This is a genomic window from Micromonospora chokoriensis, from assembly GCF_900091505.1.
Lineage (GTDB): Bacteria > Actinomycetota > Actinomycetes > Mycobacteriales > Micromonosporaceae > Micromonospora > Micromonospora chokoriensis.
Genome location: NZ_LT607409.1, coordinates 1117797 through 1137081, shown reverse-complemented (window position 1 = coordinate 1137081; position 19285 = coordinate 1117797). Strand labels below are relative to the sequence as shown.

Annotated in this window: 19 protein-coding genes; 8 read left to right on the top strand and 11 right to left on the bottom strand. The window is 72.3% G+C overall.

What is annotated here, in order from left to right; genetic code table 11:
• On the bottom strand, positions 1–453 hold the full coding sequence (locus GA0070612_RS05335; protein WP_088986908.1) for an SCP2 sterol-binding domain-containing protein: 453 nt from the start codon (positions 451–453) through the stop codon (positions 1–3).
• A 68-nt stretch (positions 454–521) separates the two neighbouring features.
• On the opposite strand from GA0070612_RS05335, the gene GA0070612_RS05330 reads away from it, so the two are divergent.
• Positions 522–1160 carry a TetR/AcrR family transcriptional regulator gene (locus GA0070612_RS05330; RefSeq protein WP_088986907.1) on the top strand — a complete coding sequence of 213 codons (639 nt, stop codon included), beginning with the start codon at positions 522–524 and terminating at the stop codon, positions 1158–1160.
• Positions 1161–1170: 10 nt separating this feature from the next.
• Here the strand turns inward: GA0070612_RS05330 and GA0070612_RS05325 are convergent, their stop codons facing one another.
• Complete coding sequence (locus GA0070612_RS05325; protein ID WP_088991283.1) at positions 1171–1818, bottom strand: DedA family protein; 648 nt, start codon at positions 1816–1818, stop codon at positions 1171–1173.
• 167 nt (positions 1819–1985) lie between these two features.
• Between GA0070612_RS05325 and GA0070612_RS05320 the strand changes: the two genes are divergently transcribed.
• Positions 1986–3137: a sensor histidine kinase gene (locus GA0070612_RS05320; protein WP_197699308.1), complete on the top strand. Its 1152-nt coding sequence runs from the start codon at positions 1986–1988 to the stop codon at positions 3135–3137.
• Positions 3134–3775 (top strand): response regulator, encoded by a 642-nt coding sequence (locus GA0070612_RS05315; protein WP_088986905.1) that lies wholly within the window; start codon positions 3134–3136, stop codon positions 3773–3775. Before GA0070612_RS05320 ends, GA0070612_RS05315 begins: the two co-directional genes overlap by 4 nt.
• A 48-nt stretch (positions 3776–3823) precedes the next feature.
• Here the strand turns inward: GA0070612_RS05315 and GA0070612_RS05310 are convergent, their stop codons facing one another.
• From GA0070612_RS05310 to GA0070612_RS05280, 7 genes are all read right to left on the bottom strand, one after another.
• Entirely contained in the window at positions 3824–4444 is a 621-nt protein-coding gene (locus tag GA0070612_RS05310) for a DedA family protein (protein ID WP_088986904.1), read from the bottom strand.
• 55 nt (positions 4445–4499) lie between these two features.
• The gene (locus tag GA0070612_RS05305) at positions 4500–5762 is read right to left on the bottom strand and encodes an adenylosuccinate synthetase (RefSeq protein WP_088986903.1); all 1263 of its coding nucleotides are present in this window, start codon (positions 5760–5762) and stop codon (positions 4500–4502) included.
• On the bottom strand, positions 5759–6718 hold the full coding sequence (locus tag GA0070612_RS05300; protein WP_088986902.1) for a hypothetical protein: 960 nt from the start codon (positions 6716–6718) through the stop codon (positions 5759–5761). The genes GA0070612_RS05305 and GA0070612_RS05300 overlap by 4 nt, the downstream gene beginning before the upstream one ends.
• Before the next feature lie 9 nt (positions 6719–6727).
• A complete protein-coding gene (locus tag GA0070612_RS05295; RefSeq protein WP_088986901.1) occupies positions 6728–7696 on the bottom strand; it encodes a BUD32 family EKC/KEOPS complex subunit in 969 nt (322 codons plus the stop codon).
• A complete protein-coding gene (locus GA0070612_RS05290; protein WP_088986900.1) occupies positions 7693–8445 on the bottom strand; it encodes an NUDIX hydrolase in 753 nt (250 codons plus the stop codon). The genes GA0070612_RS05295 and GA0070612_RS05290 overlap by 4 nt, the downstream gene beginning before the upstream one ends.
• 101 nt (positions 8446–8546) lie before the next feature.
• The gene (locus GA0070612_RS05285) at positions 8547–9401 is read right to left on the bottom strand and encodes a MaoC family dehydratase (RefSeq protein WP_231924596.1); all 855 of its coding nucleotides are present in this window, start codon (positions 9399–9401) and stop codon (positions 8547–8549) included.
• A gap of 140 nt (positions 9402–9541) precedes the next feature.
• Positions 9542–10897, bottom strand: coding sequence for a 3-oxoacyl-ACP reductase (locus GA0070612_RS05280; protein WP_088986899.1), 1356 nt, complete (start codon positions 10895–10897; stop codon positions 9542–9544).
• Between the two features lie 56 nt (positions 10898–10953).
• On the opposite strand from GA0070612_RS05280, the gene GA0070612_RS05275 reads away from it, so the two are divergent.
• Entirely contained in the window at positions 10954–12246 is a 1293-nt protein-coding gene (locus GA0070612_RS05275) for an acetyl-CoA C-acetyltransferase (protein ID WP_088986898.1), read from the top strand.
• Positions 12247–12409: 163 nt separating this feature from the next.
• Positions 12410–13834, top strand: a complete 1425-nt coding sequence (purB, locus tag GA0070612_RS05270) for an adenylosuccinate lyase (protein ID WP_088986897.1) — start codon at positions 12410–12412, stop codon at positions 13832–13834.
• A gap of 106 nt (positions 13835–13940) precedes the next feature.
• Here purB and GA0070612_RS05265 read toward each other — a convergent pair whose 3' ends face one another.
• Positions 13941–14504, bottom strand: coding sequence for a YbjQ family protein (locus GA0070612_RS05265; protein ID WP_088986896.1), 564 nt, complete (start codon positions 14502–14504; stop codon positions 13941–13943).
• 24 nt (positions 14505–14528) lie between these two features.
• Positions 14529–15212 carry a S1 family peptidase gene (locus tag GA0070612_RS05260; protein WP_088986895.1) on the bottom strand — a complete coding sequence of 228 codons (684 nt, stop codon included), beginning with the start codon at positions 15210–15212 and terminating at the stop codon, positions 14529–14531.
• A 356-nt stretch (positions 15213–15568) separates the two neighbouring features.
• On the opposite strand from GA0070612_RS05260, the gene purS reads away from it, so the two are divergent.
• The 3 genes from purS to purL all read left to right on the top strand — a co-directional run bounded on the left by purS (position 15569) and on the right by purL (position 19282).
• Positions 15569–15832 (top strand): phosphoribosylformylglycinamidine synthase subunit PurS, encoded by a 264-nt coding sequence (gene purS / locus GA0070612_RS05255; protein ID WP_030491392.1) that lies wholly within the window; start codon positions 15569–15571, stop codon positions 15830–15832.
• A complete protein-coding gene (gene purQ, locus GA0070612_RS05250; RefSeq protein WP_088986894.1) occupies positions 15829–16512 on the top strand; it encodes a phosphoribosylformylglycinamidine synthase subunit PurQ in 684 nt (227 codons plus the stop codon). Before purS ends, purQ begins: the two co-directional genes overlap by 4 nt.
• Before the next feature lie 88 nt (positions 16513–16600).
• The gene (gene purL / locus GA0070612_RS05245) at positions 16601–19282 is read left to right on the top strand and encodes a phosphoribosylformylglycinamidine synthase subunit PurL (RefSeq protein WP_088986893.1); all 2682 of its coding nucleotides are present in this window, start codon (positions 16601–16603) and stop codon (positions 19280–19282) included.
• Positions 19283–19285: the final 3 nt, after the last annotated feature.

Genomic DNA, 19285 nt, shown 5'->3' with positions numbered 1-19285 from the left:
TCAGGCCTTGGGGATGTCGAACAGGTTGGCGATGTTGGCGGCGAGGCCGAGGTCGCCCTTCGCCTTCAGCTTGCCGGTCATGAACATCATCACCGGGTTCGCGCCACCGGAGACGATCTTCAGGAACTCGACCGGGCCCATGGTCAGGCTCAGCTTCGGGTCGTGCTGCGGAGTCTCGTTCACCACGCACGTGCCGTCGGCGATGACCACCTCGTAGGTGTCGCTGCCGCCGTCCGGGCGGCCGGTGACGACCCAGTGGATGACCGCGTTGGTGGAGCCGGCCCGGTCCGCGCGGAACAGCGACGGCATCCGGTTGAACACCTCACCGAGGATCTTGCCGCGCAGGTCACCGGACATCACCTGGGCGATCTTGTCGTCCGGCGTGGACTTGACCAGCTGGGCGAACTCCTTGGGGCCCACGTTGGCGAAGGTGGCCGGGTCGAAGTCAGTCATCAGGTGCGCCTTCCGGAAGAATTGGCTACTCGCGCGTAACCCTACGCACGAGTAGGTATGCTCGCAAGGTGTCCACGCCTCCCGCCTTCAAGCGCCTGCCACGCGCCGTCCGCGAGCAGCAGATGCTCGATGCGGCCGTGAAGGTCTTCTCCCGGCGCGGCTTCCACGCCGCCAGCATGGACGAGATCGCGGAGGACGCCGGCATCTCCAAACCCATGGTGTACGCGTACCTCGGCACCAAAGAGGAACTCTTCGTCGCCTGCCTGCACCGGGAGGGCACCCGGATGATGCAGGCCATCGCCGGTGCGGCGGCCCCCGACCTGCCGGCCGACGAGCGACTCTGGCGTGGGCTGCGGGCCTTCTTCGGCTTCGTCGGCGCATACCGCGACGGATGGGCGGTGCTCTACCGGCAGGCCCGGGGCGAGCAGCCGTTCGCCGGTGAGTTGGCCACCATGCGTACCCGGTTGGTCGAGGTGGTCGCCGGGATGTTCGACCACGCGCTCCGCGCCGAGGGCCGCGAGATCGCGCCCACCGACCTGGAGGTCGTCGCATACGCTCTGGTCGGTGCGACCGAGTCGCTGGCCGACTGGCTCGCCGATCACCCGGAGGCCGACCCGGAGAAGACGGCCACCCGGATGATGAACGTGGCCTGGCTCGGTGCGGCCCAACTCCTGCACGGGGTGACCTGGCGTCCGCCGACGCACTGACTCCCCGGCGTCACCGCACCGGGGTCCGGCCCACCGGCTCGGGCGCGGGTGCCTGCCGTGCGGATCGGCGACGGTTGGCGAGCCAGCGGACCACCTCGACGACCACCGTCACCGTCAGGGCGAGGCCCAGACCGAGCAGCAGACCGCGGAGCGGGTCCTGCTCGAACGCCAGCCCGCCGATGTAGCCGACCAGCGCCGAGTAGAGCCCCCACGAGCCGGCGGCCAGCGCGTCGAAGGCCAGGAACCGACGCCGGGGAAAGTGCACCGCACCCATGGTGAGGGTGACAGCGGTCCGACCGCCCGGCACGTAGCGGGCCACGGTGAGGATCAGGCCACCGCGCGTCGCGATCCCCCGGCGGGCCCAGTCGGTCGCCCTCCGGCGACGGCCGCCGGGCGGCAGCCGATCGAGCAGTCGTGCGCCACCACTTCGACCGATGGCGTACGAGACGTGGTCGCCGACGAGCGCTCCGGCGGCGGCCACCACTATGACCGCGGGCAGGTACGGCGCGCCCGAGGCGGCGAACACCCCGGCCGTGATCACCGCCGTCTCGCTCGGCACCACCGGAAAGAAGCCGTCGAGCACCGCGATGGCGAAGATCGCCAGGTACACCCAGGGCGAGGACATCGTGTCGTGCAGCAGGTCCAACAGATCCATGATCCTGATGCTGGTGCGCGCGGCGGCGCCTGCCATCGGCCAGTGGTCAGATGGGCGGCACTACTTAGGTAGTGACCGGCCCGGATGGCAGATAGGGGTCTTCCCCCACCACACCCCGGTCCGACGGCGAGAGGCGGCCGGGTTCGCTCGTAAAGCCCTACGCTCGCTGCGTGGCCCCCAGCAACTCCGCTCCTCGGCGGTTCGTCCAACGCTACGGGGTGCTGCTGCTCGCTGTCGTGGTGGCCGCCGCCGTCTGGGCCAGCGCGACAGGCGACATCGGTGTCCGCTCGCCGCTGTCGGGCGCGGTGGTGCTGCTGCTCGCGGTGTTCTCGGGTTGGGCCGCCGGCACGATCCGGACCCGCCGCTGGCCCGTGTTCCTGGCTGCGGCGCTGGGCTGGCTGGTGCTCGCCGCCGCGGCGGCCGGGGTGGTCGCCTCGTACCAGGCTGGTCTGCGGCTACGGGGGCGGCGACTCGCCATCTACCTCGCCGGGGCTGCCGTGGTGCTCGCCGGTGGGGTCGTCATTGGGGTGCAGGTGGGCGGCGTACGCCGGATCACCACCGCCACCACTGGCAACGTGCTGCTGCTCGCCGCCTGCCTGGTCGGACTTCCGTTGGTCCTCGGCCTGTGGGTGCGGGCGCGCCGGGACACACTCGCCGCTCTGCGGGACCGGGCCGAACGGTTGGAACGCGAGCGGGAGGCCCACGCCGACCGGGTCCGCGCCGAGGAGCGGACCAGGATCGCCCGGGAGATGCACGACGTGGTGGCACACCGGGTCTCGTTGATGGTGGTGCACGCCGGTGCCCTGGAGGTGACCGCCGCGGACCCGGCAACCGTCGAGGCCGCCGCGCTGATCCGGACGACCGGCCGGCAGGCGCTCACCGACCTGCGCGAGGTGCTGGGTGTGCTCCGACAGGCCGAGGCGGCAGTGGTGCCGGAGCGAGGGCTCGACGCGCTGGACGAGCTGATCGGGGAGTCCCGCACCGCAGGGCTCCGAGTGTCCCGGCAGGACGAGGGCGAGCCGACCGCACTACCGGCGACGTTGGGGCGGACCGCGTACCGGGTGGTCCGCGAGGCGTTGACGAACGTGCGCAAACACGCGGCCGACGCCGAGACTGTCGTTCGCCTGCGCTACCTGCCCGACGGGCTGGAGGTGCTGGTCCGCAACGGCCCGTCCGAGAGCGGGTCGGCGCTGCCCGGCGCCGGGCAGGGGTTGCTCGGGCTGCGCGAGCGGGTGGAGCTGCTCGGCGGTCGGCTGGAGGCGACGCCGGCGGACGGCGGTTTCCTGGTCCGGGCCCTGATCCCGCTGGAGGGCGCGACGTGATCCGGGTGCTGGTGGTCGACGACGAGCAGCTCGTCCGCGCCGGGCTGCGGTTGATCCTGGAGGCGTCCGAGGACGTCACAGTGGTCGGCGAGGCGGCGGACGGCGCCGACGCGTTGGAGCAGACCCACCGGTTACGCCCCGACGTGGTGCTGCTCGACGTGCGGATGCCGGGCGTCGACGGGCTGACCGTCGCGCCGGAGGTGGTCGCCGCCGGCGCGAAAGTGATCATGTTGACCACCTTCGACCTCGACGAGTACGTGCACCGGGCGCTGCGGGCCGGCGCTGTCGGGTTCCTGCTCAAGGACACCCCGCCCCGCGAGTTGGCCGCCGCCGTTCGGACGGTGGCGGCCGGGCACGCGATGCTCGCCCCGACCGTGACCCGGCGGCTGATCAGCTCGTTCGCCGATCGTGGCCCGGCGCGGCGGGACGCGGCTCGCCGGCGGCTCGCACCGCTCACCGCGCGGGAGTTGGAGATCGTTCGGGAGGTGGCGCGTGGGCACGGCAACGCGGAGATCGCCCGGCGGTTGACGATGAGCGAGGCCACCGTGAAGGCGCACGTCAGCCGGGCGCTGGCGAAGCTGCAGGCGGGCAACCGGGTGCAGCTGGCGATCCTGGTGCACGACGCCGACCTGCTGTGACGTCTTTCTGGGCGACCGCAACCGGAAGGCCGGTAACTGAAGACCGCGTCAGCGGCGGGAGGCGGCGTGGCGGTGGGCCCGGCGGCGCAGCCAGCGGACCCCCTCCAGACCGAACGTGACGACCAGCGAGACCCCCACTCCGACCAGTACGCCCTTCACGGGATCGCGCTCGAAGGCCAGCCCGCCGAAGTATCCGAGCAGCCCGCAGTACAGCGCCCAGGTGACCGCCGCGATGCTGTCGTACAGCAGGAATGACCGGCGGGGATAGCGCACCGCGCCCATGGTGAGGGTGACCGCCGTTCGACCGCCCGGCACGTACCGGCTGGTGGTCAGGATGATGCCGCCCCGCCGGTCCACGGCCCGGCGGGCCCAGTCGGAGCCGGCCCGCCGCCGGCTGCCGTCCGGTAGGCGGGCCAGCCGGTGCGCGCCGCCGCCCCGACCGATCGCGTAGGAGATGTGGTCGCCGACCAGCGCGCCGACGGCGGCGCTGACGATCACCAGGGTCAGGCTGGGGTGACCGCTGCTGGCGGACAGCACCCCTGCGGTGATCACCGCGGCCTCGCCCGGCACCGCGGGGAAGAACGCGTCGATCGCGGTGAGCCCGAAGATCACCAGGTACACCCACGGCGATGTGACCGTCCCACGGAGGAGGTCGAGCAGGGCGTCCATGCCCCCATGCTTGCCGGGTGGGGGCCGCCCGGTGGCCGAGTCGGCAGAAGACGCCTCAGCCGGCGCCGATCAGCGCCGGTGGGGTCAGCAGCGGACCGTGCGCGGTCTTGTCGTCGGCGGTGGGGCCGTGCGAGGTCAGCACCACGGGCGCGCCCAGCTCCGCGCCGACCGCCTCCGCCCAGTCCGTCGGCGGGTCGTCGTAGACCGGGCGGGAACGCAGCAGACGGGCGGTGAGCGCGGCCTGCCGGCCCAGGTCACCGGGTGGGCCGGGGGTGAGGTGGTCGGTGGTGTCGTAGCGCCGGCAGAACCGCAGGTCAGGATCGGCCAGGTCGAGGTGGGTCAACGCCAGGCCGTCGACCCCGCCGGCCGCCGCGAGGGCGTACCGGTGGGCGACAGCGTCGAAGTGGCCGAACCGGAAACGGCCCTGCCAGGGGTTCGTGGCGTTGTGCCGGTCGGTGAACGGCAGCGCCGGGTCCTCGGTCACCAGCGGGCCGGCCCCGTGCCGGGTGGTGACCACCCGCAGCACCCCGACCCGGGTCACGTCACCGGGCAGGCCCGCCTCGGCGAGCAGACTGTCGGCGTTGGCGAACGTGGTGGTGCTCCACGTCGTGTACGGGTGGAAGCCGTGCCACTCGTCCAGCAGCACCCCCTGCGCGCCCTCGAAGACGCAGGTCCCGGAGCGCAGCGCACCGGCGAGCCAACTCCGGTCGACGATCGCGACCCGCCCGGCGAACCCGGTGTACGCGGGCAGGCAGTCCTCGACCGGCGGCGCGTCCAGCGGGCCGAGTTCGGCGGTCAGCCGGTCCCGCAGGACGGTCAGCCGGCGGCGCAGCAGCGCTGGGTCGTGGCAGTCGGCGACCCGGGGCGCGTCGTCCGGGTGGGCGAGACCGTACGCGACGGCCTCGCCCACCCCCAGCCCGCAGGAGCCGTGCCGGTCGGCTCCCCGGGCGATCTCCCGGGCCCGGTTGGCGGCCCGGTGGTACGGGGTGGCGAGCAGCGCCTCCCCGTCGACGGTGAGTCGGTCGAGCGCGTCGTGCACCCCCACCGTGGCGAGATGGTCGGCCTCGGCGGCCAGGGCCAGCGGGTCCACCACCACGTGCCGGGACAGGTGCGTGCCGACCCCGCTGTGGAACGTGCCGGCGCCGAACTGCGCGAACGTGTGGTGCCGCCCGTCGCGCAGCACGACGTTGTGTGCCGCCTGCGCGCCCCCGTTGAAGCGGACCACCGTGTGCACTGGGCGGGTGGCGCAGAGCCAGTCCACCACCGTGCCCTTGCCGGCGTCGCCGTAGCCGAGGTCGACCACCGCCACGTGCTTCACAGCCGGGTCACCCCACCTGCGGTGTCGCGGAACGCCGGAAGCGTCGACACCTCGGCCCGCCGTCCCCGACCGAGGCGGGCCAGCGCCTTCGACACGGTGCCGGTCGCGCCGGAGCCGGCGCGGTCCAGGTCACGCAATCCTGCGTCCAGGTCGATGGCCTCTTCACCGAGGCCGATGGTGAGCGCGATGGTCTCGCACACCGCGTCCAGGTCGTCGAGCACAACGGCGTTCTGCCCGAGCAGGTCCCGCCAGAAGTCCAGCACCGTGGCGTTGCCGGCGTAGTGGCTGCCGGCGGGGAGCAGGTAGTACGTGTCCCAGCGGCCTGTCACCTCGGCCACGATCTGCCGCAGCGGCACGTCCTCGGCCAGGTCGTCGCCGATCAGGCGGGCCACCTCCCGGGCCTTCACCTGCTGGTACGCCAGCTCGTCGCCGATGATGAACAGGTAACCGCGCCGGCCGCGCTTCTCCCAGCTGTCGGTGACGGTGTGCCGGGCCATGAAGTACATGGCCAGCTCGTACGACTCGCTCATCTGACCGCCGCCACCGCCTTCGAGGACGACCCGGCCGAGGTCGTCGTCCATCCGGTTGTCCGACTCGAACTGGCCCACCTGCAACGGCACCCGGTCGCAGGTCGCGTCGCCGATCGCGCCGAACATGATCTGTGGGTCGCTGGCGTAGCCCTGCCGTTGCAGCAGCCCGAGCAGCTGCGGCAGCTTGGTCTGCAGGACGCGCGGCACCGTACGCATCGAGCCGGTCACGTCGAAGAGCACCGCGACGGGCGTCGACCGGGGGTGCTCGTCGGAGTCGCGGCTCTCGCGGGTCGCGTCGCGGGGGTCGAGCGCGGGGTGCACGGTGCGCGCCCCGCTGTCGCTGTAGGAGAAGGCACTCCTGCCGGTGGACCGGCGGTAGCGGTCGGCGGCGTCGTACACGTCGGTGGACCAGATTCCACTGCCCATGACAGCTCCTTAGGGGGTGAGGGTGAAGGGTCGGAAGGTGCGGGGCCCGTAGAGCCGGTCCAGCACCTGGTCGAGTTCGCGGAGCAGACGCCAGGCGTCGTCGGGCCGGGCGTCCAGCGACCGTTGTCGGCAGCCCCGCGCGAAGGCGTCCAGCTCCCGGGGTGCGCGTGGCCCCATCAGCCAGCTCATGCAGTGACTGGCCATGGCGATGTCGGTGCCCGGGCCGCAGGGCTGCTTCGTGACGACCTCCTCCGGGTCCCAGCCGTGGCCGGGTAGGACCGCCGGGACGGTGCCGCCGACGGGGGCCGAGAAGCACCAGTCGACGAGCACCACGCCGTGGGCGTCCGGCTCGATCAGCACGTGTCGCGGCAGTACCGCGCCGTGCACCACGCCGGCCCGGTGGGCCAGGCCGAGCGCCACCAGCAGCCGCCGCCACATCCAGGCCACGTCCCGGGCGTCCAACCCGTCGGGGTACGCGCGCCGCACCTCGTCGAGGTCGTGCAACCCGGGTGCGGTGGCCAGCACGTTGATCCGTCGTTCCGCGCCGGTCGCGGCGTCGCGGTGCCGGAACTCGTCCACCAGTCGGGGCACGTACGGCAGGTAGCGCGGGTCGCCGCGTTCGGCGATGGTGCGCAGGGCGTGTGCCTCGCGGGTCATCAGGTCGTTGTCGGTGGGCCGCCGGGGGAGCTTGAGCAGCCGGTCGTCGCCCACGTCGTAGAGGTCGGCCAGGTCACCGGAGTGGGCCGGCGCGCCGAGCCGGTAGTCGCCGAGGACTGTCACCTGCCGAGCCCGCCACCGGGTGGTGACGTGGATGAACGCCTCGGTGGCTTCGGCGCGTACCGCCGGGTCGGCCGGCAGGTGGTCGGGGTGCAGGGCCGCGACCAGCTCGCGGTAACGCCGGGCCGGCTGGTCCGCGCCGAACAGGTCGGCGTCGGTGCGGGCCGCCGCGACCAGGCCGATGGCCTCCGCCGTCCTCATCGCACCGTCTCCTCACGGGCCGGGCGCAGCAGCGCCGGGTGCAGCAGGCGGGCGTCGCCGGCCCGGTAGAGCCGGGCGCGCGGGCCGCCCCGACTGCCGCCGCGCTCGGTGCTGGCGCCGGTGCTCTCCACGAAGCCCGGCACGGACAGCACCTTGCGGTGGAAGTTGCCGGCGTGCAGGGGGTGACCCCAGACCGTCTCGTAGACGGCGCGCAGCTCGCCGATGGTGAACTCGGTGGGGAGGAAGCGGGTGGCGAGCGGGGTGTACTCCAGCTTGGACCGGGCCCGCTCCAGCGCGTCGTCGATGATCCGGCCGTGGTCGAAGGCGAGCTGGCGGCTGCTCAGCGCGGTCACCGGCAGCCAGATCGCGGCGTCGGCGTCGGTGCCGGGGGCCGGGTCGGGCAGGTCGGGGGCGAACGCGAGGTGGGCGATCGAGACGATGCGCATCCGCGGGTCACGGTCGGGATCGCCGTAGCTGCCCAACTGCTCCAGGTGTACGCGGCGCAGCCCGTCGCCACCGAGCCCGGTCTCCTCGGCCAGCTCGCGTCGGGCGCCGGTGGTCAGGTCCTCGTCGGGGTGGACGAAGCCGCCGGGCAGCGCCCAGTGGCCCTCGAAGGGTGCCTGACCGCGTCGGATCAGCAGCAGGTGCAGCGCGTCGTCGCGGATGGTGAATGCGACCACGTCGACGGTCACCGCGACCGCCGGATAGGCCCGGGGGTCGTACGCGTCCAGGAACTCCTGCTCGTCCACGGCATCTCTCTCACTGTGAGAACATCTCTATGTGAGAACAACCTAGCGCATGGGAACGCCCCTGCCAAGCCCGAACTGCTCAGCAGGGGCGGGTCAGCGCATCAGACCGCCGGGTGCGGTCGCACGGAGCCCGCCGGGTGCGGTCGCACGGAGCCCGCCAGGTGCGGTCGGCCGCGCGAGTCGTGCAGGGCGAACCCGCCGTCCGGCAGCAGGGCGAAGTTCACAGTGCTCGGCAGTGGCACCGGCAGCTTGAAGGCGACCTCGACGGCGTAGGAGTCCGGCAGTCGGTTCTCCAACGCGGCCAGGCAGCGCGCCTTGCTCCACATGCCGTGCGCGATCGGTCGGTGGAAGCCGAACAGCCGCGCACCGAGCCGGGAGGTGTGGATCGGGTTGTGGTCGCCGGACACCCGCGCGTACTCCGTGCCGACGCGCGGCTCCACCCGCCAGCGGGCCGTGCCGACCGGCGCGTCGGGCCGTCCACCCCGGTCGCCGCCGCCGGGCTTGCGTTCCCGACCCAGGTACGTCGAGACACCCTCCCAGACCTTCTCGCCGTCGATCGAGCCGACCAGCACCACGTCCACCTGCCGCCCCCGGTCGTGCGGGCGCAGGTTCTCGGCGTACGCGATGAAGTCGAGCTTCTCGTCGGCGGTGGTCGGGCGGTGCACGGTGATCCGGTTGCCGACGTGCACCAGGCCGGTGAGCGGGAGCGGGAACGCCGGCAGGGTCATCACCCGCAGGCTCAGCGGGAAGCCCAGGACGTGCGGGAAGGTCCCCGGCAGCCGATCGCTGAGCCGGAACCCGCAGACCCGGTCGTAGTCGGCCAAGCGTGCCCGGTCGACGGTCACTCCGCTGACGGCCAGCTCGACCGTCGGCAGGCCGCTCCCGCGCCGCCCGCCGCGGGGGCCCGGTAGCGCGCCGAGCAACGCCCGTCGGTTCAACGCCCCGACGGCCGGCATCCGGGGCAGGTCGATCCGGGTGCGGCTGCCCGACGTGGGTTCGAGAGCCGCAGCCAGGGTCTCCGCGGTCAGCGCCTCGGTCGGGCCGTCGATCAGCTCGTGCAGGGACAGGTCGTCGTCCGGCTCTCGCCTGCCCCGCATCACGCCCCCAGCAGGCTCTGGCCGCACACCCGGACCACGTTTCCGCTGACCGCGCCGCTCGCCGGCCAGGCCAACCAGCCGATCGTCTCGGCCACGTCCACCGGCAGCCCGCCCTGGGCCAGGCTGTTCATCCGCCGGCCCGCCTCGCGGACCACCAGCGGGATACGCGCGGTCAGCCGGGTCTCGATGAAGCCGGGGGCCACCGCGTTGACGCTGATGCCCCGCTCCCGCAGGGTCGGGGCGAGCGAGTCGACCAGCCCGATCACGCCGGCCTTGCTGGTGGCGTAGTTGGTCTGACCCCGGTTGCCGGCGATCCCGGCGATCGAGGAGACCGACACAATTCGCCCGCCGGTCGGGATCAGCCCGCGCTCCAGCAGCACGTCGTTGATCCGTTCCTGGCTGGACAGGTTGACGTCGAGGACCTGGTCCCACCGGTCGGCGTCCATCCGGCCGAGCGTCTTGTCCCGGGTGATGCCGGCGTTGTGCACCACCACGTCGACCCGGCCGTGCCGGCTGGCCAGGTGGTCGGCGAGCCGGGTCGGCGCGTCCGGTGCGGTCAGGTCGAGCTGTACGGCGGTGCCGCCGATGTCGTTCGCCACCGCCGCGAGCGCGTCCCCGGCGGCGGGGATGTCCAGAGCGACCACCTGTGCGCCGTCGCGGGCGAGCACCTTCGCCAGCGCCGCACCGATCCCCCGGGCGGCACCGGTGACCAGCACCACCTGCCCGTCCAGTGGGCGGTCCCAGTCGGCCGGGACGCTCGCCTCGCCGGCCCCGACGCGGATCACCTGACCCGAGACGTACGCGGACCGCCCGGAGAGCAGGAACCGGAGAGTCGATTCGAGGCTGGTGAGAACGCCGTCCCCGGCGGCCCGGGTCACGTGGACGAGCTGGGCGGTGGTGCCCCGACCGAACTCCTTGCCGATGCTGCGGACCAGCCCTTCCAGGGCGCGCTGGGCGGTCGCCTCGCGGGGCGTCGGGCACTCGTCCGGCGGGGTGCCCAGCAGGATCACCCGGCCGCTGGGCAGCACGGCCCGGGCGTGCGGGTGGAAGAAGTCGTAGAGCTGGCGGAGCTGGGTGGAGTCGGTGATGCCGCTGGCGTCGTACACCAGGGCGCCGAAGCGGTCCTGGGGTCCGGCGTCGGTGGCGTCGCGCAGCTCGACCCCGGCGGCCGTCAGGATCGTGCCGACCGGCTCGGCGAGTCGCCCACCGGTGGCCGTGCCGAGCAGAGCCGGCCCGGGCAGCAACGGGTCGCCGAGGTGGTGCCGGCGCAGTCGAGGCGGATCGGGAAGTCCGAGGCGCTTGACCACCGCGCGGCCGGCGGCCGATTGGACGAAGCTCGCGTACCTGTCGGTCATGGGCGTAGCCTACTGGCGAGTAGGGTTCGAGCAACACTTTCGCGAGGAGGCGGATCGTGCAGAGCATCCGGAGGGTCGCGGTCATCGGGGGCAACCGCATCCCCTTCGCCCGTTCCAACTCCCGCTACGCGGACGCGTCCAACGCCGACCTGCTCGGCGCGGCGCTGGACGGCCTGATCGCCCGGTACGGGCTGGCCGGGCAGCGGGTCGGTGAGGTGGTGGCCGGGGCGGTGCTCAAGCACTCGCGCGACTTCAACCTCGCCCGCGAGGTGGTCCTCGGGTCCCGGCTCGACCCGCACACCCCCGCCTACGACCTCCAGCAGGCCTGCGGCACCGGCCTGGAAGCGGCGATCCTGGTCGCCAACAAGATCGCCCTCGGGCAACTCGACGTCGGTATCGCCGGAGGTGTCGACACCACCTCCGACGCACCGCTCGCGGTCAACGAGGAGATGCGCCGCACCCTGCTCAAGCTCAACAGCGCCCGCACCCTCGGCGAGCGGTTGAAGATCGCCGCGAAGCTGCGTCCGCTCCAGCCGTTCAAGCCCGACCTCCCGCGCAACGCCGAGCCGCGTACCGGCCTGTCCATGGGTGACCACGCCGCCCGCACCGCGCTGCGCTGGCAGATCGACAGGCGATCCCAGGACGAGCTGGCACTGCGGTCGCACCAGCGCCTCGCCGCCGCGTACGACAGGGGCTTCTTCGACGACCTGATGACGCCCTACCTCGGGCTGACCCGCGACCAGAACCTGCGCCCGGACACCAGCGTGGAGAAGCTCGGCTCGCTCAAGCCCGTCTTCGGCACCCGTGGCCCGGACGCCGAGCAGGCCACCATGACCGCCGGCAACTCGTCACCGCTCACCGACGGCGCGTCCACGGTGCTGCTGGCCAGCGAGGAGTGGGCCGCCGCGCACAACCTGCCCGTGCTGGCCTGGTTCAGCTGGTCGGAGACGGCGGCGGTGGACTTCGTGCACGGCGACGAAGGGCTGCTGATGGCCCCCGCGTACGCGGTGCCCCGGATGCTCGCCCGGGCCGGGCTGACGTTGCAGGATTTCGACTACTACGAGATCCACGAGGCGTTCGCCTCGCAGGTGCTGGCCACCCTGGCCGCCTGGGAGTCGCCGGAGTTCTGCAAGGACCGGCTCGGCCTGGACGCGCCGCTCGGCGCGATCGACACCGACCGGCTCAACGTGAACGGCTCGTCGCTGGCCGCCGGGCACCCGTTCGCCGCCACCGGCGGGCGGATCGTGGCGACCCTGGCCAAGCTGCTGGCCGAGAAGGGCAGCGGACGCGGGCTGATCTCCATCTGCGCGGCCGGCGGCCAGGGCGTGACGGCGATCCTGGAGCGCTGAGCCTGGCGAGACCGCCTCCTCGCGAGGAGGCGGTCTCGCGAGATCGCCGATGTGGGGGTATCCGGACGCCCGGGACACCCCCACATCGCCGAACTCGTGTCGATCACCCTGACGACCTGGCCCACTCACGGCGCCTACCAGCGGGTGCGGGACAATGAGGTACGTGACGACGATCCCGAACGTGCTCGCCAACCGGTACGCCTCGCCCGAACTGGTCGCCCTCTGGTCTCCGGAGGAGAAGGTCCGGATGGAGCGGCGGCTCTGGCTCGCCGTGCTCCGCGCCCAGCGTGACCTGGGTGTCGCGGTGCCGGACGGCGTGGTCGAGGCGTACGAGCGGGTGCTCGACCAGGTCGACCTCGCCTCGATCGCGGAGCGGGAGCGGGTCACCCGGCACGACGTGAAGGCCCGGATCGAGGAGTTCAGCGCGCTCGCCGGGCACGAGCACGTGCACAAGGGCATGACCTCCCGGGATCTGACCGAGAACGTCGAGCAGCTCCAGGTGCGTGCCTCGCTGGAGCTGATCCGGGACCGCGTGGTGGCCACCCTGGCCCGCCTCGCCTTCCTGGCGTACGAGCACTCCGAGCTGGTCATGACCGGCCGCTCGCACAACGTGGCGGCGCAGGCCACCACGCTGGGCAAGCGCTTCGCGTCGGCGGCCGAGGAGCTGCTGATCGCGTACGAGCGGCTGGAGGAGCTGATCGCCCGGTACCCGTTGCGGGGGATCAAGGGCCCGGTCGGCACGGCCGCCGACCAGTTGGACCTCTTCGACGGGGACGCCGACAAGGTGGCTGAGCTGGAGCGGCGGGTCGCTGAGCACCTGGGCTTCTCCCGGGTGCTGGACAGCGTCGGGCAGGTGTACCCGCGCTCGCTCGACTTCGACGTGCTGGCCGCGCTGGCGCAGACCGCCGCGGCGCCGTCGTCGTTGGCCACCACGATCCGGTTGATGGTCGGCCAGGAGTTGGCGACCGAGGGCTTCAAGCCGGGTCAGGTCGGCTCCAGCGCGATGCCGCACAAGATGAACACGCGCTCGTCGGAGCGGGTGAACGGCTTCGCCGTGATCATCCGGGGTTACCTGTCGATGGTCGGCGAGCTGGCCGGCGACCAGTGGAACGAGGGGGACGTGTCCTGCTCGGTGGTCCGTCGGGTCGCCCTGCCGGACGCGTTCTTCGCCGCCGACGGGCTGTTCCAGACGTTCCTCACCGTGCTCGACGAGTTCGGCGCGTACCCGGCGGTGATCAACCGGGAGTTGGAGCGGTTCCTGCCGTTCCTGGCCACCACCAAGATCCTCGTGGCGGCGGTCCGGCGCGGCGTGGGCCGGGAGGTCGCCCACGAGGTGATCAAGGAGCACGCGGTCGCGGTGGCGCTGGCGATGCGCGAGAAGGGCTCCCCGGAGAACGACCTGTTCGACAGGTTGGCGGCGGACGGTCGGCTCGGCCTGTCCCGCGCCGACATCGACACCCTGGTCGCCGACCGCAGCGCCTTCGTGGGCGCCGCCCAGTCCCAGGTGGCAGCGGTAACCAAGCGCATCACCAAGGTGGTGGAGACCCACCCCGAAGCCGCCACCTACAGCCCACCCCCCATCCTCTAACCCCGCCCCCACCCTGTTGATCAAGAGGTTTGCGTCACGTTCGATCTCCCTGGTGACCGAAACCTCTTGATCAACAGGGTGGGGCGGGGCCGGGTGGGGTGGGGGCTTACTCGCCCGTGGGGGTTTCTGCTGCTGTTCTCAGGGTGGGGGCGCTGGCCGGTTCGGCGATGCCGCCGAGGGACTCGGCGAAGGCCGGGTCGGTGGCGGTCTCCGCGGCGACCGCCGGCTGGTCGGCCGGCATGACCTCGGGTATGACGGGTACGGCGATCACCGCCGTGCCGTACGCGCAGATCTCCATCCACATCTCACCGCAGTCCCGGCTGTCGAACCGCATGCCGATCACGGCGTTCGCGCCGAGGCGCAGGGCCTCCTCGCCGAGTCGGGACACCGAGTCGGTGCGCCACCGGGTCAGGTTGTCCGGGGCCATCGGGTCGTACGCGCCACCGCGCAGGTTCTTGACCCCCTCGCGGTACGGGTTGCGCGTCCTGGCCATCGATGACACCACCTCACCGAGAATCTGGCGGATCTCGTAGCCGGGCAGTTGCTCCGTCGTCACGACCAGCACGTTTCCGATGCTGTCAGCAGGGGCCCGACCCGATCGGGCGCATTGTTCACCTGATCGGATGCTGCAAAACGGCGCGGCGCGGACGGCCGGCACGCGGCCGACCATCCGCGACGCTCCGGGTGGTAACCGTCAGACACCGGCCACCGAGGTGATCCAGGCCCGGTTGTACGCGACACTGCCGTAGTTCTGGATGCTGTAGCCGTCGGCCGTGGAGGCGACGCCGACCTGCTGGCCGTTGTAGAACTGCGGGCCGCCCGAGTCGCCCCGCCAGGCGTTGCCGCTGATCTCGGTGCTGCGGATCGCCTGCCCGCCGTACGCGTCGGTGACGCTGTTGCTGGTCACCCGTACGGTGGCGGTCTTCAGCTGGGTCGACGCCGAGCAGCCGCTGTAACAGGTCATGCCCCACCCGTAGATCGAGTTCGTCGAGTTGATCGGCGGGTTGCTGTTGGCCAGGGTCACCGTCGAGGTGGTGACGGCGCTGGAGAGCCGCATGAGCGCCAGGTCACTGCGGGTGTAGGTGGCGCTGACCGTACGGGTGACCCCGCCGGAGGTGCGGTTCACGCTGCCGATCCGAACGGACATGGCGCCGTTGATGCAGTGCCGGGCGGTGAGCACCCACTGCGAGGCGATGACGCTGCCGGAGCAGGTGAACGAGCCGTTGCTGAGCACCGCGGCGGCCCAGGGCGCCGACGAGACGGTGGTGCCACCGATGATGGGTTGCGGGCCGGGCGGGGCGGCGGACGCGCCGGAGGCGGCACCGAGGGCGCCGACCAACGCGATGCTGACGGCGGCGAGCAGGGGGCGGATGCGCATCGGGTGGACTCCTTGGACGGGGCGGACCCGGGGTCGCCGGGTGCGGATGGGTGCCGGTGGGAGGTCCCCGCCGACACCGAAATCGACTTACGTCGATGTACAGTAGGGCCCGGACCGATCGTTATCAAGGATGTGATCGAGGTTACTCAATGTAACGATTCGGCCTCCCGTCACGCCGTATATGCCCTGCTGAGGCCACCTGCCCCGCCTGTCGGGCCGCCGTGAGCGCGGGCAATGTCGATCACTGCTTGAACTCCACCCGGCCGGTGCGTCCGCGGCCGTATCTGCCAGGTACGCTGGCTGCGCTCGCCCCATGTGGGTCGGCACCCAACTGCGTACACAGTCAGGAGTGCCCAGTGCCTCGCGTCGTCGTCGACGTCATGCTCAAGCCCGAGATCCTCGATCCGCAGGGCCAGGCCGTCGCAAACGCGCTGCCCCGGCTCGGCGTCGGTGATGTCGCCTCGGTCCGGATCGGCAGGCGCATCGAGATCGAGTTCACCGGTGAACCGGACCTGGACCGCGCTCGGGAGATTGCCGACAAGTTGCTCGCCAACCCGGTCATCGAGGACTTCACCGTCCGCCTGGTCGAGGCCGACGAGACCGCGGACGCCCGCTCGTGACCGCCCGGGTCGGCGTGGTCACCTTCCCCGGCTCGCTCGACGACGGGGACGCGGCCCGGGCCGTCCGGATCGCCGGCGCGGAGCCGGTCCGGCTCTGGCACGGCGACGCGGACCTGCACGGGGTGGACGCTGTCGTGCTGCCCGGCGGCTTCTCCTACGGTGACTACCTGCGCTGCGGCGCCATCGCCAGGTTCGCCCCGGTGATGGAGACGATCGTGGACGCCGCCCAGGGTGGTCTGCCCGTGCTCGGCATCTGCAACGGCTTCCAGATCCTCTGCGAGGCGCACCTGCTGCCCGGCGCGCTCACGCGCAACCAGCACCTGCACTTCCGCAACCGGGACCAGGTCCTGCGCGTCGAGTCCGCCACCACGGCGTGGACCAACGCGTTCCAGCCCGGCCAGGAGGTGCTCGTCCCGGTCAAGAACGGTGAGGGCTGCTACGTCGCGGACACCGCGACCCTGGACCAGCTCGAGGCCGAGGGCCGGGTGGTCGCCCGCTACGTCGGCGGCAACCCGAACGGTTCTCTGCGGGACATCGCCGCGATCACCAACGCCGCCGGCAACGTGGTCGGCATCATGCCGCACCCCGAGCACGCGGTGGAGGCGCTGACCGGCCCTTCGCTGGACGGCCTCGGCTTCTTCACGTCGGTCCTCAAGCACCTGGTCGGGGCGCCCGCGTGAGTGCGTGGAGCGCCGCGGTGACCAGCGTCACGATCATCGGTCTGCTCAACCGCCGTTCCGGCGGGCACGAGCGCAGCGAGGAGAGGTCATGACCACCCATCCGGACCCGGTACGGGACACCCCGGAGGCGTACTCCGCCCCGGCGCAACCGGCCGAGCCGAGCCCGGCGCAGGCCGTCGCCCCGGCGGTCGTCGCCCCCGCCCAGCCGGCCGCCGCCGTCTGGACCGAGAGCGTGGACACCGTGCCGCGCGCCGGTGGCACCCCGGGCGAGCTCCAGCCCTACACCGAGCTGGGCCTGCGTGACGACGAGTACGACCGGATCCGGCAGATCCTCGACCGCCGGCCCACGCAGTCCGAGCTCGCCATGTACTCGATCATGTGGAGCGAGCACTGCTCGTACAAGTCGAGCAAGGTGCACCTGCGTCAGTTCGGTGAGAAGGCCCCGCAGAGCGACCGGCTGCTCGCCGGCATCGGCGAGAACGCCGGTGTCGTGCAGATCTCCGACGAGCTGGCGGTGACCTTCAAGGTCGAGTCGCACAACCACCCGAGCTTCGTCGAGCCGTACCAGGGCGCGGCGACCGGCGTCGGCGGCATCGTCCGGGACATCCTCGCCATGGGCGCCCGCCCGGTCGCGGTGATGGACCCGCTGCGTTTCGGTGCCGCGGACCACCCGGACACCGCCCGGGTCCTCACCGGCGTGGTCGCCGGCGTCGGCGGCTACGGCAACTGCCTCGGCCTGCCCAACATCGGTGGCGAGTTGGTCTTCGACCCCTCCTACCAGGGCAACCCGCTGCTCAACGCCCTCTGCCTGGGCGTGCTGCCGGTCGACCGGTTGCAGAACAAGGCCGCCGCCGGCCCGGGCAACGTTGTCGTGCTGATGGGCGCCAAGACCGGGCGCGACGGCATCGGCGGCGTGTCGGTGCTGGCCAGCGCCACCTTCGACGAGGGCAGCGAGGCGCGCCGCCCGGCCGTGCAGGTCGGCGACCCGTTCACCGAGAAGCTGCTGATCGAGGCGTGCCTCGAGCTGTACGACGGCCAACTGGTCGTCGGCATCCAGGACCTCGGCGGCGCCGGCCTGACCTGCGCCCTCACCGAGACCGCCGCCGCGGCCGGCACCGGCATGCGGGTCCGGCTGGAGCGGGTGCCGCTGCGCGAGCCCTCGATGGAGCCGCACGAGATCCTGGCCAGCGAGTCGCAGGAGCGGATGCTGCTGGTCGTCGAGCCGGACAAGCTGGAGGCGGTGCTCAAGACCGCCGAGAAGTGGGGCGTGCTCGCCACCGCGATCGGTGAGGTCACCGCACCGGAGCCGGACGGACGTCCGGGTCGGCTGCTGATCACCTGGCAGGACCACCTGGTCGTCGACGTACCGCCGGGTTCGCTCGTCGACGACGGCCCGGTCTACGCCCGGCCGATGCGGGAGCCGGCCGACCTGATCCTGCTCCAGGCCGACCGGGCCGAGACCCTGCCCCGGCCGTCCGACCCGGAGGCGCTGCGGGAGACCGTGCTGCGCATGATCGCGTCGCCGAACCTGGCCGACAAGACCTGGGTCACCGAGCAGTACGACCGCTACGTGCTGGGCAACACAGTGCTCGCCCAGCCGGAGGACGGCGGCGTGATCCGGATCGACGAGCGCACCGGGTTGGGTGTGGCGCTGTCGGTGGACGGCAACGGCCGGTACGCCCGACTGGACCCGTACAACGGCACCAAGCTGGCCCTGGCCGAGGCGTACCGGAACGTGGCGGTGACCGGCGCGAAGCCGATCGCCGTGACCAACTGCCTCAACTTCGGCTCCCCCGAGGACCCGGGTGTGATGTGGCAGTTCGCCGAGGCCGTGCGCGGCCTCGCGGACGGCTGCCTGGAGCTGGGCATCCCGGTGACCGGCGGCAACGTCAGCTTCTACAACCAGACCGGCGCGGCGCCCATCCACCCGACCCCGGTGGTCGGTGTGCTGGGTGTGCTGGACAACGTCGCCGACCGGGTGCCGATGGGCTTCGTGCCGCGCGCCGGTGGCGACCACGACCAGCTCTACCTGCTCGGTGAGACGAACGTGGAGCTGTCCGGCTCGGAGTGGGCCTGGGTGACGCACGAGCACCTCGGTGGCATTCCGCCGCAGGTCGACCTGCTCCGCGAGAAGGCACTCGCCGACCTGCTGGCCGAGGCGGCCCGGGTCGGGCACCTCAGCTCGGCACACGACCTCTCCGACGGTGGTCTCGCTCAGAGCCTGGTCGAGTCCTGCCTTCGCCGTGGCGTCGGTGCCCGGATCGCGGTGCCGGAGCAGTTCGCCGAGGGTTCGATGCCGTTCGTCTACCTGTTCAGCGAGACCGCCACGCGGGCGCTGGTGTCGGTGCCGCGTGGCCACGACAAGGCGTTCGCGGCGCTCTGCGCCGAGCGGGGCGTGCCGTTCGAGCTGATCGGTGTCACCGACCCGTCCAGCGGCGCGCTCGAGGTGCACGGGCAGTTCCGGATCGGCCTGGACGAGCTGCGCGCCGCGCACACCGAGACGTTGCCGCGCCTCTTCGGGGGCTCGGCCGCTGTTGAGGTGCCCGCGCCGGCCGCCGGTGTGGCGGGTGCGGTCGAGGGCGTACCGCTGCCGGTCACCTCGGACGCGGAGGCCGCACCGGTGGATCCGGCCGAGGTGGTCTCCGAGCCCATCGCTTCGTCCGGCCCCTCCCCGGAGACCGGCGCTGTCGAACCGGTCGGGTCGGAGTCCTCCGACGGGCCCACCGACTCGGAGACCGGTGCCACCGAGTCGTCGCCTGACGAGCGCTGAAGC

Excerpts from the sequence above, each read along its gene's own strand:
- GA0070612_RS05335 (WP_088986908.1), bottom strand. The coding sequence starts at position 453 with ATGACTGACTTCGACCCGGCCACCTTCGCCAACGTGGGCCCCAAGGAG.
- GA0070612_RS05310 (WP_088986904.1), bottom strand. The coding sequence starts at position 4,444 with ATGGACGCCCTGCTCGACCTCCTCCGTGGGACGGTCACATCGCCGTGG.
- GA0070612_RS05300 (WP_088986902.1), bottom strand. The coding sequence starts at position 6,718 with ATGGGCAGTGGAATCTGGTCCACCGACGTGTACGACGCCGCCGACCGC.
- GA0070612_RS05295 (WP_088986901.1), bottom strand. The coding sequence starts at position 7,696 with ATGAGGACGGCGGAGGCCATCGGCCTGGTCGCGGCGGCCCGCACCGAC.
- GA0070612_RS05285 (WP_231924596.1), bottom strand. The coding sequence starts at position 9,401 with ATGCCGGCCGTCGGGGCGTTGAACCGACGGGCGTTGCTCGGCGCGCTA.
- GA0070612_RS05280 (WP_088986899.1), bottom strand. The coding sequence starts at position 10,897 with ATGACCGACAGGTACGCGAGCTTCGTCCAATCGGCCGCCGGCCGCGCG.
- GA0070612_RS05265 (WP_088986896.1), bottom strand. The coding sequence starts at position 14,504 with ATGGTCGGCCGCGTGCCGGCCGTCCGCGCCGCGCCGTTTTGCAGCATC.
- GA0070612_RS05260 (WP_088986895.1), bottom strand. The coding sequence starts at position 15,212 with ATGCGCATCCGCCCCCTGCTCGCCGCCGTCAGCATCGCGTTGGTCGGC.
- purL (WP_088986893.1), top strand. The coding sequence starts at position 16,601 with ATGACCACCCATCCGGACCCGGTACGGGACACCCCGGAGGCGTACTCC.